Origin of the sequence: Achromobacter sp. (assembly GCF_050285585.1) — a bacterium.
In the GTDB taxonomy this organism is placed as follows: domain Bacteria; phylum Pseudomonadota; class Gammaproteobacteria; order Burkholderiales; family Burkholderiaceae_B; genus Achromobacter.
Genome location: NZ_JBLZXF010000001.1, coordinates 270207 through 288057, shown reverse-complemented (window position 1 = coordinate 288057; position 17851 = coordinate 270207). Strand labels below are relative to the sequence as shown.

The 17851-nt window shown below is 70.5% G+C and carries 19 protein-coding genes; 12 read left to right on the top strand and 7 right to left on the bottom strand.

Features of this window, described 5'->3' with window-relative positions:
- Positions 1-10: 10 nt before the first annotated feature.
- The 10 genes from ACN6PJ_RS01410 to ACN6PJ_RS01365 all read left to right on the top strand — a co-directional run bounded on the left by ACN6PJ_RS01410 (position 11) and on the right by ACN6PJ_RS01365 (position 10105).
- Positions 11-727 (top strand): TetR/AcrR family transcriptional regulator, encoded by a 717-nt coding sequence (locus tag ACN6PJ_RS01410; RefSeq protein ID WP_427994105.1) that lies wholly within the window; start codon positions 11-13, stop codon positions 725-727.
- A gap of 2 nt (positions 728-729) precedes the next feature.
- Complete coding sequence (locus ACN6PJ_RS01405) at positions 730-1698, top strand: HlyD family secretion protein (RefSeq protein ID WP_427994104.1); 969 nt, start codon at positions 730-732, stop codon at positions 1696-1698.
- Entirely contained in the window at positions 1695-2657 is a 963-nt protein-coding gene (locus tag ACN6PJ_RS01400; protein WP_427994103.1) for an ABC transporter ATP-binding protein, read from the top strand. Before ACN6PJ_RS01405 ends, ACN6PJ_RS01400 begins: the two co-directional genes overlap by 4 nt.
- Complete coding sequence (locus ACN6PJ_RS01395; protein WP_427994102.1) at positions 2654-3799, top strand: ABC transporter permease; 1146 nt, start codon at positions 2654-2656, stop codon at positions 3797-3799. Before ACN6PJ_RS01400 ends, ACN6PJ_RS01395 begins: the two co-directional genes overlap by 4 nt.
- Positions 3800-3805: 6 nt before the next feature.
- The gene (locus tag ACN6PJ_RS01390) at positions 3806-5284 is read left to right on the top strand and encodes an efflux transporter outer membrane subunit (protein ID WP_427994101.1); all 1479 of its coding nucleotides are present in this window, start codon (positions 3806-3808) and stop codon (positions 5282-5284) included.
- A 152-nt stretch (positions 5285-5436) separates the two neighbouring features.
- The gene (locus ACN6PJ_RS01385; RefSeq protein ID WP_427994100.1) at positions 5437-6153 is read left to right on the top strand and encodes a DNA-binding response regulator; all 717 of its coding nucleotides are present in this window, start codon (positions 5437-5439) and stop codon (positions 6151-6153) included.
- Between the two features lie 80 nt (positions 6154-6233).
- On the top strand, positions 6234-6716 hold the full coding sequence (locus ACN6PJ_RS01380) for a YbaK/prolyl-tRNA synthetase associated domain-containing protein (protein ID WP_427994099.1): 483 nt from the start codon (positions 6234-6236) through the stop codon (positions 6714-6716).
- A gap of 25 nt (positions 6717-6741) precedes the next feature.
- Positions 6742-8721, top strand: a complete 1980-nt coding sequence (locus ACN6PJ_RS01375) for an FUSC family protein (RefSeq protein WP_427994098.1) — start codon at positions 6742-6744, stop codon at positions 8719-8721.
- Between the two features lie 3 nt (positions 8722-8724).
- Positions 8725-9519, top strand: coding sequence for an NRDE family protein (locus ACN6PJ_RS01370; protein WP_427994097.1), 795 nt, complete (start codon positions 8725-8727; stop codon positions 9517-9519).
- A gap of 151 nt (positions 9520-9670) precedes the next feature.
- A complete protein-coding gene (locus ACN6PJ_RS01365) occupies positions 9671-10105 on the top strand; it encodes a carboxypeptidase-like regulatory domain-containing protein (protein WP_427994096.1) in 435 nt (144 codons plus the stop codon).
- A 6-nt stretch (positions 10106-10111) separates the two neighbouring features.
- On the opposite strand, the gene ACN6PJ_RS01360 is transcribed toward ACN6PJ_RS01365, so the two are convergent.
- Positions 10112-10486: an MAPEG family protein gene (locus ACN6PJ_RS01360; protein WP_427994095.1), complete on the bottom strand. Its 375-nt coding sequence runs from the start codon at positions 10484-10486 to the stop codon at positions 10112-10114.
- Between the two features lie 162 nt (positions 10487-10648).
- Between ACN6PJ_RS01360 and ACN6PJ_RS01355 the strand changes: the two genes are divergently transcribed.
- Entirely contained in the window at positions 10649-11452 is an 804-nt protein-coding gene (locus ACN6PJ_RS01355; protein ID WP_427994456.1) for a CPBP family glutamic-type intramembrane protease, read from the top strand.
- A 5-nt stretch (positions 11453-11457) separates the two neighbouring features.
- Here ACN6PJ_RS01355 and ACN6PJ_RS01350 read toward each other — a convergent pair whose 3' ends face one another.
- The 4 genes from ACN6PJ_RS01350 to ACN6PJ_RS01335 form a co-directional block, all read right to left on the bottom strand.
- On the bottom strand, positions 11458-12513 hold the full coding sequence (locus ACN6PJ_RS01350; RefSeq protein ID WP_427994094.1) for an alkene reductase: 1056 nt from the start codon (positions 12511-12513) through the stop codon (positions 11458-11460).
- Positions 12514-12560: 47 nt separating this feature from the next.
- Positions 12561-12908 carry an ArsR/SmtB family transcription factor gene (locus ACN6PJ_RS01345; RefSeq protein WP_427994093.1) on the bottom strand — a complete coding sequence of 116 codons (348 nt, stop codon included), beginning with the start codon at positions 12906-12908 and terminating at the stop codon, positions 12561-12563.
- Positions 12909-13030: 122 nt separating this feature from the next.
- A complete protein-coding gene (locus ACN6PJ_RS01340) occupies positions 13031-14440 on the bottom strand; it encodes an amidase family protein (RefSeq protein ID WP_427994092.1) in 1410 nt (469 codons plus the stop codon).
- A 42-nt stretch (positions 14441-14482) separates the two neighbouring features.
- Positions 14483-15463: a Bug family tripartite tricarboxylate transporter substrate binding protein gene (locus tag ACN6PJ_RS01335; protein WP_427994091.1), complete on the bottom strand. Its 981-nt coding sequence runs from the start codon at positions 15461-15463 to the stop codon at positions 14483-14485.
- A 241-nt stretch (positions 15464-15704) separates the two neighbouring features.
- Between ACN6PJ_RS01335 and ACN6PJ_RS01330 the strand changes: the two genes are divergently transcribed.
- Positions 15705-16664: a LysR substrate-binding domain-containing protein gene (locus ACN6PJ_RS01330; protein ID WP_427994090.1), complete on the top strand. Its 960-nt coding sequence runs from the start codon at positions 15705-15707 to the stop codon at positions 16662-16664.
- Here the strand turns inward: ACN6PJ_RS01330 and ACN6PJ_RS01325 are convergent.
- On the bottom strand, positions 16636-17319 hold the full coding sequence (locus ACN6PJ_RS01325; RefSeq protein ID WP_427994089.1) for a DUF2238 domain-containing protein: 684 nt from the start codon (positions 17317-17319) through the stop codon (positions 16636-16638). The genes ACN6PJ_RS01330 and ACN6PJ_RS01325 overlap by 29 nt on opposite strands.
- 2 nt (positions 17320-17321) lie before the next feature.
- Complete coding sequence (gene arfB / locus ACN6PJ_RS01320) at positions 17322-17738, bottom strand: alternative ribosome rescue aminoacyl-tRNA hydrolase ArfB (protein WP_427994088.1); 417 nt, start codon at positions 17736-17738, stop codon at positions 17322-17324.
- Between the last annotated feature and the right edge of the window lie 113 nt (positions 17739-17851).

The following is a 17851-nucleotide window of genomic DNA, read 5'->3' as shown; positions in this document are numbered from 1 at the left end:
GATATGGCGCATGAGTCCCGTACCGCCTCCTCCCTCCCGCCGTCCCGGCCGGCCCCAGCGCCCGGACAACGCCGCCGTCCGCGGGCAATTGCTCGACCTCGCCACCGATCTGTTCGCGGCCCGCGGCGTGGCGGCCACCACCATTTCCCATATCGCGCAGCAGGCGGGCGTCACCCCGGCGATGGTGCATTACTACTTCAAAAGCCGCGACCAGCTGATCGACGCGGTCGTGCAGGAGCGGATCGTGCCAGTCATCGGCTTTGTGTGGGCTTCCGTGCCCCTGGGAGAAGGCGCCGAGCCTGTCCCGGTTCCCGACCCCGCCGCCGCGGCCCGCGCCTTCATCGCCGACATCGTCGGCCGCCTGGTCCAATGCGCGGCCCAGCGGCCCTGGCTGCCCGCCCTGTGGCTGCATGAAGTGGTCAACGAAGGCGGCCAGCTGCGCGAACGCGTGCTGCGCCACCTGCCCTCCGACCGACTGCACGCCTTCGCCGGCCTGATCGCCGACAGCCAGCGCCACGGCGCCATCACGCCCGGCGTGGAACCGCGCCTGGTCTTTCTATCCATCCTGGGCCTTACCCTGCTGCCCCTGGCCACCTCCTCCCTGTGGAGGCGGGTCCTGCAAGGCGATGCCCAGGCCCAGTCCATCGATACCCAGACGATCGCGACCCACGCCATCGCCATGCTCACGGGCGGCCTGTTCTCGCCGTCCGCTCCACCAGGACGCTAACCATGCGCATCCCTTCCGCCCTGCGCCGTCCCCTGCCCGCCGCCGCCGCGCTGGCGCTGCTGCTGGCCGGCTGCGGCAATGACGACGGCCCGTTCTTCCAAGGCTACGCGGAAGGCGATTATGTCTATGTGGCCTCTTCCGAAGCCGGGCGCCTGACGGAACTGCCGGTGCGCCGCGGCCAGCAGGTAGCGGCAGGCGCGCCGCTGTTCGCGCTGGATGCCGAACGCGAAACCGCGGCCCGCAACCAGGCCAGCGCGCAACTGGCCGCCGCCGCGGCCCAGCTGGAAGACATCGCCACCGGCAAGCGCCCGGCGGAAGTGGATGTCACGCGCGCGCAACTGGCGCAGGCCGAGGCCGCCAGCCGACGCTCGGCCACGCAGTTGCGCCGCGACACGGAACAGTTCCGCATCGGCGGCATCGCGCGTTCGCAGCTGGACGACAGCCGTGAACAGGCGCGGTCGGATGAGGCGCGGGTGCGCGAGCTGAAGGCCCAGCTGGACGTGGCCGCCCTGCCCGGCCGCGACGATCAGAGGCTCGCCCAAGCCGCGCAGGTGGAGGCTGCCCGGGCGGCGCTGGCGCAGGCGGACTGGACCCTGGCGCAAAAGCGCCAGGCCGCGCCCGCCGCGGGGCTGGTGTTCGACACGCTGTACCGCGTGGGCGAATGGGTGCCCGCGGGCAGCCCCGTCGTCAGCCTGTTGCCCCCGGGCAATATCAAGGTGCGCCTCTTCGTGCCGCAGGCGGCGCTGGGCGCCTTGAAGGTCGGGCAGCAACTCATGGTGAGTTGCGATGGCTGCGGCGATCCCATCCCGGTGCGCATCGACTACATCTCCACCCAGGCCGAGTACACGCCGCCCGTGATCTACAGCCGGGAAACCCGCGGCAAGCTGGTCTACATGATCCAGGCCCGGCCCGCGCCCGAGACGACGCCGAGGCTGCATCCGGGCCAGCCCCTGGAGGCCGTGCCGCAATGAACGCTCGCCCCGCCCGGCAGGACGCCGCCAGCCCCTACGTGATCGACGTGCAGGGCCTGAACAAGCGCTTTGGCGACAAGCACGTGGTCAACGACGTGTCGCTCCGGGTGCGCGAGGGCGAGATCTTCGGCTTCCTGGGCCCCAACGGCAGCGGCAAGACCACCTGCATCCGGCTGATGTGCGGGCTGCTCACGCCGGACTCGGGCAGCGGAACCTGCATGGGCTACGACATCCTCCGCGACAGCGAGCAGATCAAGCGGCACGTGGGCTACATGACGCAGAAGTTCTCGTATTGGGACGACCTGACCATCCGCGAGAACCTGGATTTCGTCGCGCGCATGTATGGCATGCCCAAGCGCCAGGAGGCCGTGGACCAGGCCCTGGAAAACCTGGGGCTGCAGACCCGGTCCGGGCAGTTGACCGGATCGCTGTCCGGCGGCTGGAAGCAGCGGCTCGCGCTGGCCGCCTGCCTGCTGCACCGGCCGCGCCTGCTGCTGCTGGACGAACCCACCGCCGGCGTGGACCCCACCGCGCGGCGCGACTTCTGGGAACAGCTGCACGAGCTGGCGGCGCGCGGCATTTCGGTGCTGGTCAGCACGCACTACATGGACGAGGCCGAGCGCTGCCACAAGCTGGCCTATATCTCGTACGGCCGGCTGCTGACCCAGGGCACGGCCGAGGACGTCATCGCCGAGCAGCGCCTGACCACCTGGGCGATCCGCGGCCACAATCTGGTGCCGCTGGCGCAACGCCTGCGCGGCGCGCCGGGCGTGGACCAGACCGTGGCCTTCGGCTCCGCCCTGCATATCAGCGGCCAGGACGCGGCGCTGCTGGAACGCACGCTGCGAGACGCCATCGCCGGCCAGGACCTCAGCCTGGAACGCATCGACACCAGCCTGGAGGACGTCTTCATCTACCTGATGAGGCGCTCCACCGACAATTTCGCGAGTCCGCCATGATCCGCCGCCTGCAAGGATTTTCCTGGTCGCGCTGGTGGAGCATGGTGCTCAAGGAGTTCCTGCAGCTGCGCCGCGATCGCATCACGTTCGGCATGATCGTGGGCATGCCCATCATGCAGCTGGCGCTGTTCGGCTACGCCATCAACACCGATCCCAAGCAGATGCCCACCGCCATTATCGCGGCGGACCACAGCCCGTTCACGCGCAGCTTCGTCGCGGCGATGAAATCGTCCGACTACTTCCGCATCACCGAGGAGCTCGACAACGAGGAGGCCGGGCGCGCCGCGCTGGCGCAAGGCCGGGTGCTGTTCGTGCTTACCATCCCGCCGGACTTCACGCGCAGCCTGCTGCGGGGCGAGCGCCCGGCCCTGCTGATCGAGGCCGACGCGACCGATCCCATGGCCACCGGCCTGGCCATCGGCGCGGCCACCCAGTTGACGCAGGCGGTGGCGGCCAAGGACCTCACCGGCCCGCTGGCCGGCCTTGCGGGCGGCCAGCCGCCTTTCGAGGTGCGCGTGCACAGGCTCTACAACGAGGAACAGATCTCCCAGTACAACACCGTGCCGGGCCTGATGGGCGTGATCCTCACGATGACGCTGGTCATGATGACCGGCCTGGCGATGACGCGCGAACGCGAGCGCGGCACGATGGAGAACCTGCTGGCGATGCCGGTGCGGCCGCTTGAGGTGATGACCGGCAAGATCGTGCCCTACATCGCGATCGGGCTGATCCAGGCCAGCATCATCCTGCTGGCCGCGCGCTTCGTCTTCCACGTGCCGTTCCAGGGTTCGCTCCTGAGCGTGTATCTGGCCTCGCTGCTGTTCATCGCCGCCAACTTGACGGTGGGCATCACCCTGTCGTCGCTGGCGCAGAACCAGTTGCAGGCCATGCAGCTGACCATGTTCTATTTCCTGCCCAACATCCTGCTTTCGGGCTTCATGTTCCCGTTCCAGGGCATGCCGGTGTGGGCGCAATACCTGGGCAACCTGCTGCCGCTCACGCATTTCAACAGGCTGATCCGCGGCATCCTGCTCAAGGGCAACGGCTGGTGGGACCTCTGGCCCAGCATCTGGCCGCTGCTGCTGTTCACCGTGGTCGTCATGACCGCCGCCGTGAAGTTCTACCGCCGCACCCTGGATTGACCCGCCATGTCCCGCCCCTTGCCTACGTCCTTCCCCTCCGCCCTTGCGCCGCGGCGCCTGGCCGCGCCGGTCCTGAGCGCGCTGCTTGCGGGCTGCGCCGCCGGACCCGATTTCCGCCCTCCGGAGGCGCCCCCGGTCGACGCTTACCTGGCCCCTGGAGAAGCCGCGCCGTCCTCGGGCGCGCAGCAGCTGGCGGCCGGCGCCGACATCCCCGCCCAGTGGTGGCGGCTGTTCCGCTCCGAGGCGCTGGACGGCCTGGTGCGGCAGGCGCTGGCGGCCAGCCCGACACTGGAGCAGGCTCGGGCGCGCCTGCGCCAGGCGGGCGAAGAACTGAACGCGGAAACGGGCGGACGCCTGCTGCCTTCGGTTGACGGCGACCTGTCCGTGGCGCGGCAGAAAGTGGATCCATCCGCCTTCGGCGTGCCGGTGGCCGAGCAGCCGGCCCCCTTCACGCTCTACAACGCATCGGTCGACGTGTCCTACACGCTGGACGTGTTCGGCGCCAACCGCCGCGCGCTGGAGGGACTGGGCGCCCAGGTGGACTACCAGCGCCACGAATTGCAGGCGGCGCGCATGTCGCTGGCCGCCAACGTGGTCACGGCCGCCATCCGGCAGGCCGACCTGAGCGAACGGCTGGAAGCCACGCGCGAACTGCTCGCGGCCCAGGTCCGCCAGCGCGACATCATGCGCCGGCGCCTGGAGGCGGGCGGCGTATCGCAGGCCGACCTGAGCAACCAGGCGCTTCTGGTCGCGCAGACGCGCGCCACGCTGCCGCCGCTGGATTACCAGCTGGCGCAGGTCACGCACCAGCTGGCGACCTACCTGGGCCAGCCGCCGGCCGCGTTGCGCCGGGCTCCCTTGCGGCTGGCGGACCTGACGCTGCCGGCGGACGTGCCCACCGGCGTCCCTTCCGCGCTGACTCGCCAGCGCCCCGACGTCCTGGCCGCCGAAGCGCTCTGGCACCGGGCCTCGGCCGACGTGGGCGTGGCCACGGCCAACCTGTATCCGCAATTCACGCTGACCGCGAGTTTCGGCTCGCAACGCACCCGCGCCGGCGATCTGTCCAACGGCCTGAACGTATGGAACCTGGGACTGGGGCTGACCCAGCCGCTCTTCCGCGGCGGCGAGCTGCGGGCCCGCCAGCGCGCCGCGCAGGCCGCGTACGACGCGGCGGCGGCGGCCTACCGCCAGACGGTGCTGGACGGCTTTCGCCAGGTCGCGGACGCGCTGCGCGCATTGCAGACCGACGGCGACGCCTTCCTGGCGCAGGACGACGCCTGGCGCCGGGCGGACGAGGCCGAGCGCATTGCGCAAGGCCGCTACGGCGCGGGCGGCATCAGCCACTTGAGCCTGCTGGACAGCCAGCGGCAGCTGCTGCAGGCCCGGATCGCGCGCACCGCGGCCGATGCCGCGCGCTACGCCGATACGGCGGCCCTGCTGCAGGCGCTGGGCGGAGGCTGGTGGAACGAGGCTCCCGCCCCCTGACAGGCCGCCGCGCACCACAACGGTGCGCCCGGCGGGCGGCGGGCGCGCATGTCCGAGAATTCGGGCCGGAAAGTGGCGTTGAGCGAGGTTTAGGAAATCGCTGTATCCGTAGCATCATGCAAATGCTTATGCTGCACAGATCACAACGATTCATGAATGACTTACTAGACTTGATCGTCTTCTCGCCCGATGCCGGTCAACGCAGGCGCCGTAGCGGTTCGCTGGCCGGAATGGGCTTCTCGCCCCGCCAGTGCGAAGATTCCAACGGCTTGTTCCGCCTGTTCCAGGCGCACCGCACTCCATTGCTCGTGATGGAAGCCGAACTCTCCGATCTCTGCATGGCCATCGCCGGGCTGCGCGCCATGGACACCACCGCCGGCATCATCGCCATCTCCAGTTTCGACTCCCCCGAAAACCGCATACTGGGCCTGCATTGCGGCGCCGACGCGTGTTTCCAGGCCGACGTGGGCACGCCGGAGATCGCGGCGGCCCTGCAGGCGCTGGTGCGGCGCGTGCCGCCCACGGGCCGCCGGCCGGCCGCCGAGCCGGAACCGCGCCCGGCCGCGCCCGCCGAGCCCGCGGGCAAATGGCAATTCCACGACGCCGCCTGGACGCTGGTCAGCCCGCAGGGCACGCGGCTGCCGTTGACCCAGGCCGAACGCGAGTTCCTGCTCAAACTCACGGCCACCGCCGACAAGCGCCTGCCGCGCGGCGATTCGCCCGGCGCGGACCCGCAGGGCGGGCGCGAATCCATGCGCCGCACCGACGTCGTGGTCAGCCGCCTGCGGCGCAAGGCGCAGGACATCAATGTGGAGCTGCCGATACGCACGGTCTGGGGATGGGGCTACGCCTTCACCGGGGACATCTAGCCGGCCGCCGGGCGGCGTATCATGCGGCGTACGGCGCCGACTCCCGGCGCCGGTCCGATGCCCTATGACCGCGCCCCGACATGGAAGTCTTTGAACGCCTGCAAGCCCTGCTTGCCCAGAACCAGGCCCGCTACCGCCTGCTCGAACACCCCGCCGCCGGCCGCTCCGTCGAAGTCGCCGCCATCCGCGGCACCGAGGTCAGCCAGGGCGCGAAGGCGCTGGTCTGCCGCGTGAAGATATCCTCCAACCAGCGCAAGAACGTGCTGGCGGTCTTCCCGGCCGACAAGCAGGCCGACCTGGACGCGATCGCCCGCGCCGCGGGCGGCAAGAAGGCGTCGCTGGCCTCGCAGGACCTGGCGCGCGAGCTGACCGGCTGCGAGATCGGCGCCATCCCTCCCTTCACCTTCAATCCCGACCTGCACCTGCTGGTGGATCCCAGCCTCCGGGAGCGCCACGGCGAGATCGTATTCAACGCCGGCCGCCTGGACGCCTCCATCCTCCTGAACACGGAGGATTACTTCCGGCTGGCGGCGCCCGACGAGGCGCCGCTTATCAAGGCCTGAGCCCCAGGCGCGGCATGAGGCCACCGTGTCCCGCCCACCGATGAGCCGCGGCGCGCGCACCTCGAACATGCGCTGGCTGATGAGCCTGGCGCACATGGAGCCGTCGCCGGTCAGCCGCTGGGTGGCGCTGCGCGCCGCCCTGGCGATCGGCCTGCCCGCCGCCGCGGGCCTGGCGCTGGACCAGAGCGCCGCCGCCGCGCTGGTATCGCTGGGCGCGCTGCCGGCCATCACGGGCGACAACGGCGGCCCCTATCGCAACCGCGCGCTGTCCATCGGATCGACCGTGTTCGGCGGCGCGCTGGGCTATTTTCTGGGCAACCTGGTTTCAGGGCACGGCCTGTGGACCGCCGGCGCGATGACACTGCTGGTGCTGGCGGCCAGCCTCGTCGGCACCTTCAACAACATCGCGGCGGTTGCCACGCTGCAATTCGCCGTCTACGTGATCGTGGGGTCCAGCCTGACGTCGTCCCTGCCGCCGTGGCTGCCCTCGGTCCTGGTGGGCGCGGGCGGACTGTTCGGGCTGGCGCTGACGCTGTCGGGATGGGTGGTCAACCCCATCGCGCCCGAACGCGCCGCGGTGGCCATGGCCTACCGCAGGCTGGCCGCGATGTTCGCGGCCATCGGCACCTCGCGGACCATGACCGCCAGGCGCGACATGGAAGCCGCCATGACCGCCGCCTACGACGCCGTGCTCGCCGCCCGGGGCCGCGCGGCCGGCCCATCGCCCCGGCTGGCGCGGCTGGCCGCGCAGTTGCAGGCCTGCACGCCGCTGACCAACGCCGCCCTGGCGCTAGCCCGCGCCGGCCGCGTCTTGCCGCCCGACTGCGCGCGCGTCATGAACCGCCTGGCGGACCGCGTGGAAAACGACGCCGTGCCCGATCCCCGCGGCGACATCTCCACGCTGCGCGGCGCCGGCATGCCGCAACTGGCCGACGCCCTGGAACACGCGCGGCCGTTGCTGGACGGCGGCAAGCTGAGCGAGGCCGACGTCTTCGCCGACCTGCCCCCCGCGCGCCCGCGCACGCCCTGGCGGGTGCTGGCGCGCACCTACCGGCCGGGGCCGACCACCGTGCGCTACCTGGTCCGGCTGGGCCTGTGCCTGATCGCCGCCGAAGTGGTGGCCCATGCCGCTTCGCTGCCGCGCTCCTACTGGGTGCCGCTCATCGTCGTGGTGGTGTTCAAGCCCAATTTCGGCTCGGTCTTCGCGCGGGCGCTGCAAAGCTGCGCGGGCAGCGTGGTCGGCGTGGCGATCAGCGCGACCGTGCTGGCGCTGGACCGCAACGGCCTCGTCAGCCTGCTCACCGTGGCGGCGCTGGCGTCCCTGCTGCCCTGGTCCATACGGCGCAACTACGGCCTGTTCTCGGCCATCCTGCTGCCCATCCTGATGCTGCTGATCGGCGCCTTGCAGCCCGGCAGCTGGCCCATCGCGCTGGCCCGGCTGATCGATGTCGGCGTGGCGGCGGCCATCGTGCTGCTGGTCGGATACCTGCCGTGGATACGCATCGAGCGCAACAACCTGGACAACGCGGTATCCACCGCCATGGACACGCTGGCTGCCTATCTCAACACCGTATTCCAGGCCGATCCCGCGAGCCGGCACAGCCTGCGCGCCAGCGCCTACGCGCGCCTGTCCGACTTGCGCGTGGCGCTGCAGCGCGGCCTGTCGGAGCCCCGCCTCGTCAGCCGCCGCGCGCTGGCCTGGTGGCCGGTCGAGGTGGCCCTGGAACGGGTGGCCAACGCCATCTCCGACACCGCCTGGTCCGCGCCGGACGACCGCGCCCCGCCCACCGCCGCGCAGCTGGCGCAACTGGCGGGAAGCCTCCATGAAATGAGCCTTGCGGTCGGCCAGGGCGCGCCCATGCCCGCCGCCGCCATCGTCTCGCCCTCGCCCGTCCTGCGCGACGTGGCCGCCCAGATCGAAACCCTGCGCGCAACGCTGGCCGGCCCGGATTTCGCGGCCGCGCCCGTCCATGCGCCTCCCGACAAACCCGCCAACCAGGTCTGAACCATGTGTCTTGCCGTACTGGCCCTGCACGTCGTGCCGGGCATCCCCGTCCTGATCGCCGCCAATCGCGATGAATTCCACGAGCGCCCGACGCTCCCCGCGGCGCAATGGCCCGACGCGCCCTGGATCTATGCCGGGCGCGACGGCCGGGCCGGCGGCACCTGGATGGGAGCGACCGCCCGCGGCCGCTATGCGCTGGTGACCAATTTCCGCGAACCCGGCAGCTTCCTCGACAACGCCCCGTCCCGCGGCGCGCTGGTGGAAGACTACCTGCGCGGCGCCGACACGCCCGCCGCCTACCTGGCCCGCGTGCATGCGGCGGACCAGGCCTACAACGGCTTCAACCTGATCGTGGGCGACACGCGCGAAACCTGGTACCTGAGCAACCGCGATGGCGGGCCGCGCGCGCTCGCGCCGGGCGTCTACGCGCTGTCCAACCACCTGTTGGACACGCCATGGCCGAAGCTGGCGCGCACCAAGGCCGCCTTCGCCGCCGTGCTCTCCGGCGGGCCGCAGCCCGATCTGCCCGCGCTCATGGCCGCGCTGGCCGACCGCAGCCCCGCGGATGACGCCGACCTGCCGGCCACCGGCTTGCCGCTGGATCGGGAAAGGCTATTGAGCAGCCCATTCATCGTCAGTCCGAACTATGGCACGCGCAGTTCCAGCGTGCTGGCGCTACGCGGCGACGGCGCCGGACAGCTCGATGAAAGGCGCTTCGCCCCCGACGGTTCGATCAATGGTGAAAGCCGGCTGACGTTTTCCTGGCGCGGCGCGGGCGGCGGCCAGATTCCGCAATAGGCGGGGCCGGAAACAATCGGTAGACATCGGAGGCGCGCCAGCGCGAACTCCGCGCGCTGGCGGGGGTCGAATTTCCTGTCGCCCCTACGTGGCGCGGCAACGACCGCGGCCGGCACGAAGCGGCGCCGGCCATCCTATCAAGGAGAACCTCATGAACAAGCGTATCGAACGCTGCACCATGGCCGCCGCAATGGCCGTGGGCAGCATGGCCTTCGCCGGAATCCTGTCGACCGTCCAGGCCGGCCTGCCTGCGGTACAGCGCCAGGGCGCCGTGGAATACGTCAGCGGCGGCATCGGTTTGGACGAGTCCGAGGCCATGAAGGCCGCCGCCAAGGATTATCCGCTGGCACTGACCTTCGCCGCGCAACGCGACGGCAACGCCGACTACGTGGCCAACGTCGGCGTGTCGATCCAGGACGCGCAGGGCAAATCCGTCCTGCAGGCTACCGCCGAAGGCCCCTACATGCTGGTGAAGCTGCCGGCGGGCCGCTACAAGGTATCCGCCACCTATAACGGCGCGGCGCAGGAGCGCGAAGTCTCGGTGCAGAACGGCGCCACCGCGCGCGCCGTGTTCGAATGGAAGTAACGGGCCCTAGACGCCCGAGAACAGGATCGCGATCACGAAGCCCACGCCGATCGCCCAGACCAGCGAACGCAGCGCGCCCCAGCCCGCCAGGTACATGGCCAGATACCCCAGGCGCACGCCCAGCCAGCACGCCATCAGCGTGGCCACGTGCGCGGCGGGCGCCTGGTTGTACAACGCGAACAGCACGGCCGCGAAAAAGAACGGCAGCGCCTCGAAGGTATTGACCTGCGCCGCGTTGGCGCGGGCGCGCCAACCCTCCTGGCGCGCGAGCCACGCGCGCGGATCGTTGTTGTCGAATTGCTTGCCCCCCGCCTTGGCGATGATCGTCGATACAAAAGGCAGCAACGCCGCCGCCAGCATCAACCACGCGATCGTCTTCATTGTGCGACTCCCAGGTATGCGACACGCTAGGGACGATAACGCAGATAGCGCGGGGAGCGGGAGCGGCTAGCCGGCGGCCACCGCGTACACTCCCCCCTTTGCCCTCGCCTCTTCCGCGTGCCGCTCCTCAGCCCCTGGTCCTTCCTGTTCGTTGCCGCCGCCATGCTCTGGCCGCCCGCGGCGCGGCGCTGGGCGCCGGTCCCCCTGACGGCCGCCTATGGCTGGGCCTGGGCCGATGGCGCCATCGACCCCGTCGCGCTGGCCTGGCCGGCGCTGCTGGTCCTGGCGGCGGCGCTGGTCCGGCCGGCATCGGCCCCGATCCCGCGCGCCCTGGGACACGCTCTTTTCCTTGGGGTAGCGATCCTGCTGTTCCTGCATCTGCCGCCCGGCTTTCACAATCTCCTGGCCATAGCCCCGGCGCCGCTGAGCCCGGGCGCCGCGCCTTTCGGCATGTACCTGAACCTGGACAAACCGCTGGTGGCGTTCTGGGTGGTGCTGGCGCTGGCGCCGCCCATGGCTGGCGCTGACGCGCGAACCACAATGGCATCGGCCCTGCTGTGCTGCGCCGCCGCGATCGCGGCCTGCCTGGGGTCGGCGCTGGTCCTGGGCGTCGTGGGCTGGGCGCCCAAATGGCCGGACGCCGGGTGGATCTGGCTGGCGAACAATGCGCTGCTCGTTACGCTGGCCGAGGAAGCGTTGTTTCGCGGCTACCTGCAGCAGCAGTTGAGCCTGCGATGGCGCGACCGTCCATGGGGCGCCTGGGCGGCGCTGGCCGTGGCGGCCTTGCTGTTCGGGCTGGCGCACTACGCCGGCGGCTGGCAATGGATGCTGCTGGCCGGATTGGCGGGCGCCGCCTACGGCGCGGCCTACCGCCATGGCGGCCTGGCCGCCGCCGTGCTGGCGCACCTGGGCCTGAACGCGGCGCACTTCGGGCTCTTCACCTATCCCATGCGCGCCGCGTTCTGAGTACGCTAGGCCGGCAGCGCCGGGTAGTCCGTATAGCCGCCGGGGCCCGGCGCGTAGAACGTGGCCGGATTGGGCCGGTTCAACGGCGCCTTGAGCGCGAAGCGGCGCGCCAGGTCGGGGTTGGCGATGTACTGCACGCCGAAGGCAACCGCATCGGCCCGGCCCGCCGCGATGGCGGCCTCGGCGGATTCCCGCGTATAGCCTTCGTTGCCGATATAGACGCCGCCGAACGCCGCCTTGAGCGCGGGGCCGATGCTGTCGGGCGCTTCGCGTTCGCGCACGCACAGGAACGCGATGCCGCGCTTGCCCAGTTCGCGGGCCACGTAGCCGAACGTGGCGGCGGGGTCCGAATCGCCCATGGTATGGATATCGCCGCGCGGCGAGAGATGCACGCCCACCCGGCCCGCGCCCCACACCGACACGCAGGCGTCCACCACTTCCAGCAGCAGGCGCGCGCGGTTCTCCACCGGACCGCCGTAGGCGTCGGTGCGCAGATTGGTGCTGTCCTGCAGGAACTGGTCGAGCAGGTAGCCGTTGGCCGCATGCACTTCCACGCCGTCGAAGCCGGCCTCCATCGCCATCCGCGCGCCGTGGCGGTAAGCCTCGACCACGCCCGGCAGCTCGGCGGTTTCAAGCGCGCGCGGCGTCACGTAGGCGCGCAACGGACGCACGTGGCTCACGTGGCCGCCCGCGGCGATGGCGCTGGGCGCCACGGGCAGTTCGCCGTCCAGGAACATCGGATCGGAAATGCGGCCCACGTGCCACAGCTGCGCCACGATGCGGCCGCCGGCGGCATGCACGGCGGACGTGATCTTGCGCCAGCCCTTGACCTGTTCCGGCGTCCACAGCCCCGGTGTGTCCGCGTAGCCCACGCCCTGCGGCGTAACGGCCGTGGCCTCGGTCAGGATCAGGCCGGCGCCGGCGCGCTGGGTGTAGTACTCGACCATCAGATCGTTCGGCACGCGGCCGGGGTCGGCGTGCATGCGCGTCAACGGCGCCATGATGATGCGGTTGGGCAGCGTCAGGTCGCCGACGCGCAGGGGTTCGAACAATGGGCTCATGCAAAATCCTCCGGCCCCGCAAGCCGGGGCGCTCAGTCGTAGCGGGGCTACATATCCTGGTTCAGTTGCCGCAGGAACGCGGCGATGACGGCTTCGTTGCGACGGAAAAATATCCACTGCCCCACCTTCGTCGCCGAGATCAGGCCCGCGCGCTGCAGGACGGCCAGGTGCGAGGAGACGGTGGACTGGGACAACCCGCAGCGGCTATCGATGTGGCCCGCGCATACGCCATGCTCGAAGGTATGGCCCGGGCGTTCCTCGAAATACGCATGCGGCGTCTTCAGCCAGGCGAGGATGTCGCGCCGCACCGGATTGGCCAGCGCCTTGAGAATGGCGTCGGCGTCGATGCCGGGCGATGCGGCGGCAGGATCGGGGCTGGACGTGGCGGCAGTCATATTGGAATATCGCAATTTATCGAACCATACATCGGAACTATACGATATATAGTCATGCCCCTGCCGCCCCCAGGGCTATCCGCTTGAAACGGCCAGGCCGCCCCTCGGGGAAACGACTGCGGTCAGGCGAGGCGGCGGTCCAGGACGGACCACGCGGCGCGCGCCTCGATCGCCTCGCCCGCGGCGAGGCAACGGTCTTCCCGGAACCGGCCCGCGACCAGTTGCACCCCCATCGGCATGCCGTCGGCCATCCCGACCGGCACCGACAGGCCCGGCAGGCCGAGGATCGCGGTCGACACCAGCGGGCTCTGGGCCCGGAGCAACCGCGCCATGGCCTCGTCACCCTGCTGGTCCAGGTCCACCGGGAACGGGCGCTCGAACGACACCGGCATGAGCAGCACCGGAAAGCGCTCGAAGAACCCGCCCCACTCCCTCAGGAGGGTCGTGCGCATCGCCATGGCCTCGACCAACGCGTCCCTGTCGAGGTCCGGCACCCGCGCCAGCATGCTGCGGTAGGCGCGCTGGATCGCCAGGTCGCCCGCGCGTTCGATCTCGCGCCGCATGGAGCCGGCCGCCTCGTTCATCAGGACGTCGAGCCACAGGGCAGCCGCCTCGCCGAACCTGGGCGGCTCCGCTTCCTCGACGCGGTAGCCGGCCTCTTCCAGCCAGGCGGCGGCTCGCTCCAACGCGGCCGACACCGCGGGATCGGGCTGGAACGCCGCCGAGCCTCGGAATAGCGCAACCCGCCGGCTCTCATCGGGATCGCGCCACTCCAGCGGCGCCGGCACCCACCAGGGATCGCGGCAATCGCCGGACGACATCGCCGCCAATCCCAGCCTCAGGTCGGCGATCGTCCGGCCCAGCGGGCCGTGGGTCGCGGCCAGCTGCGACACCACCGGCCGCTCCGAACGCTGGCTGGCGTTGTACCCGGGCACCCGCCCTTGCGACGGACGCAGGCCCGCGACGCCGCAGGCATAGGCCGGATAACGGATGGATCCGCCTTGGTCGCTGCCGTGCGCCAGCGGTCCCAGGCCCAATGCGGCGGCGACGGCCGCGCCGCCGCTGGAGCCGCCCGGCGTGCGCGCCGCGTCGAACGGATTGAGCGTGCGTCCGTGCAGATCGTTGTCGCTGAACCAGCGCCACGAGAAGGCCGGCACATTGCTGCGGCCGATCACGATGGCGCCGGCCTTGATCCAGTTGTCGACGGCCGGGTTGTTCTCGCGGGCGATGAGGTCCCGGTAGGCGACGACGCCATTGGTCGTGGCCGTTCCGGCCAGGTCGGCATTGGCCTTGATCGTCACGGGCACGCCGTGGAGGATGCCCAGCGCGCGGCCGTCGCGGACGGAGGCGTCGGCGGCATCGGCCGCCCGCAAGGCCTGCTCGGCGTAGATTTCCGTGAGCGGGTTGAAGACCGGGTTGAGCTGCCGGGCCCGCTCCAGGCAGCTTTGCACGGCTTCCCGGCTGGAAACCTGCCGATTCCGGATGGCTTGCGCGAGGTCCAGGGCGCTCCAGCGCCAGAGGTCGTTCGTCATGATGGCTCCGATTGCTGCGTAGGCGGGTTGCTGCGGGCGCGTTCAGTCGGCCGAGGCGCCGGAGCGCCGCACCATCGCGCCCCAGCGCGGGATCTCGCTGGCGATGAGGCTGGCGAACTGCTCGGGCGTGGACGGCGTCGCGTCCACCGAGAGCGTCTCGTTGAGCGTCAGGACCGCCGGATCCCGCAAGGCCTTCGCCACCGCGGCGTTGAGCCTGTCGATCACGGGCCTGGGCGTGCCCGCGGGCGCGACGATGCCTCCCCAGGAAACCACTTCGAAGCCCCGCACCGCGGACTCGTCTACGGTCGGCACATCCGGCAGCACGGGCACGCGGGCCAGGCTGGTCGCTCCCAGCACCTTGACCTGGCCCGAACGGATGAAAGGCAGCACCCCGGCGACGTTGTCGATCATCACGTCGAGCTGCCCGCCTGCGATGTCGCCCACGGCCTGCTGGCCGCTTTTGTAGGGGACATGCAGCATGACGGTGCCCGTCTCGCTCTTGAGCATCTCCCCGGCCAGGTGGGCGCTGGATCCCACGCCGAGCGAACCCACGCTGACCTTGCCCGGGTGCTTGCGCGCGTAATCGATCAGTTCCCGCACGTTGCCCGCCGGGAAATCGTTGCGGGCGACGAGCACGAGGGCATTGCTGATGGCCAGACTGATCGGCGCCAGGCTGCGCTGCGGGTCGTAAGGCAGCTTCGGATACATGCTCTTGTTGATCGCCAGCGTCACCAGGTTGCCGAAGCCGATGGTGTAGCCGTCCGGCGCGGCGGAGGCCAGCAGCTGGGTGCCGACGATACCGCCCGCCCCGCCCCGGTTGTCCACGATCACGGGCTGGCCGAGCTCGCGCCCCAGCGCGTCGGCGATCGGGCGCAGCACGACGTCGGGACCGGACCCCGCCACGTACGGCACGATCAGCTTGATCGGCCGCTCGGGCCATTCGGCATGAGCCGCGCCGGCGGCGGCGAACAGGGCCAGGCACAGAGCCAAGGCCCGGCGGGCACGACGTGGAAATAGCTGCATGGCGTTCTCCTGAAGCGCTACACGGAACCGGAGTCGGGACTCGCGCCCGGCCTTGTCGTCGTGAAGCTTAGAGATCATTGGCGCCACATGTAAGGCTATTTCTTTGTTAAGGTGACAACCAGGAGTTGTCTCTGAATCCGTCTCGGATGCCTCCTCTGGCGTTGGCGCCGGCGCTGTCGCGGACGCCGCCTCCGGCCTTGCGTCGGAACCGACCTCGGCAGCCATCTTTTTCGGGAGCCGTATGAAGGACCATCATCTCCGGGCCTGGCTGAAGGTGGCCGAACTGCGCAGCATCCGGGCCGCCGCGCGCAGCCTGCACCTGAGCCAGGCCGCGGTGACGAAGGCCATCAAGGAACTGGAGGCCGAGCTGGAGGCGCCGCTGCTGACCCGCAGCGCCAAGGGCATCGCCCCCACCGAATGCGGCGAACACCTGACGGTGCGGGCGCGGCTGGCCCAGGCGCAGCTGGCGCTGGCCCGCCAGGACATCCGCCAACTGCTCAGCGGCGCGCAGGCGCGGGTGGCCGTAGGCGTGACGCCCATGGTCATGCTGAGCGTGCTGCCCGACGTCCTGCGCGATTTCCGGCGCAGCATGCCCGCCGCCAAGGTCAAGGTCTCGGAAGGTCTGCTGCCCGCCGTCCAGCCCGCGCTGCGCAACGGCACGCTGGATTTCGCCGTGGCCTCGCGCATGCCGGACAGCAGCGGCGAACCCGAATTCGAGTTCGAAGTCCTGCGCCCGCTGGAATTCATGATCGCCTGCCGCCGCGGCCATCCGCTGGCCGGCGCTACGCGCTGGGACGATCTCCTGGGCTGCGAATGGCTGCTCAATGCCTCGGCCGGCAGCCACACCGAGGCTTTCCTGCGGGGCCTGCGCGCCAATGGGCTGCAAACGCCGGAGCGTGTCATCGATTGCGACACGTTCGGCGTGATGTGGAACCTGATGACACGTAGCGACGCGCTCATCATCTGCCCCGCCGGGATGCTGGATGTACCGCCGTACGGCGACGAAGCGAGCCGGATCCGGCCGGAGGTGCCGATGCCGGTGGCGAGCATCGGCATCATGACGCTTTGCGGCACGCCGCTATCGCTGGCGGCCGCGACCCTGGCCGACCTGTTCCGGCGCCGCGTGGCCGGCGCGGCCGGGGCGGCAGGCCCGCCCCTCGCGACGGCCGGCGCTACGACTGCGGCGGGCGCCGGGGCTTGAGGCTGTCGGCCCAGTCGCGCGCCAGGTCGCGGCGGGCCCGCCAATTGACCAGCGCGGTGACGGCCATGGCGATGACCGCGCCGGCGGCCGCCAGCGCCATGTCCTTCTGGGCGTCCCAGACGTCGCCCTGCGTGCCCAGGTAGGACGCGCCCAGGTCGCCGCCCACCGCCGCGGCGGCGCCCCATTCCAGCAGTTCGTACAGCGCCGAGGTGGACAGCGTGACGTCCATGGGCAGGAAATACGCCCAGAAGCCGCGCACCTCGACCACGCGCAGGAAGATCTCGCGGATGGGATAGGCCAGCAGCAGGCCGTAGGAAAAATGCACGACCCGGTCGAAGTTATTGCGCTCCCAGCCGACCAGGCCGTTGAAGCTGCGGCCCGTCAAGGCCCGCCACCAGTCGTCGTAGGGCACCAGCGAATAGGTGTAATGCGCCCCGATGGCGTGCAGGCACAGATACAGGAAGATCAGCGTATAGGACGTACGGGAAAAGACGAACCAGCGGCGGGTGATCAGCAGCGCGGCGCCGAAGGCCAGCACCAGCGCGTTCTCCAGCGCCCAATCCGCGCGGTCGTGCGGCGCGATGGCCAGCGCCGCCCAGATCGCGGCGAACAGCAAGCCCAGCGTGTACAGGTAGCGCCGCCGCGCGCCGGCCATGGTCAGTCGCCCTCGACCCGGCCGCGCAGGCGCTTGATTTCGCCGTGGCGCACCTTGCGCTGGACGCGCCGGCGTTGCGACGCCCGGGTCGGCCGCGTGGCGTGGCGCGGCTTGTCCTGCCGGGCCGCCGCGCGCACCATGGCGATCAGGCGCTCGATGGCCTCGGCGCGGTTCTTTTCCTGGCTGCGGAACGCCTGGGACTTGATGACGATGACCCCGTCCTTGGAGACCCGGTGGTCGCTCAGGGCGCACAGCGCGTCCTGGATTTCCGGCGGCAGGCTGGACGCCCGCACGTCGAACCGCAGATGGACCGCGCTGGACACCTTGTTGACGTTCTGGCCGCCCGCGCCCTGGGCGCGGATCATGGTGAACGCCAGGTCGCGCTCATCCAGGTACAGGGAATCTTGGACGTGAAACATAGGACTGGAGTATAGAGGGCGGGCGCCGGCTACCCGAAGGTTCTACCGCCGGATGCGCCGCGCCAAGTAAAATAACCCGCTTTGCCCGATTTTTCCGGCGTCCGGCCGCCGGC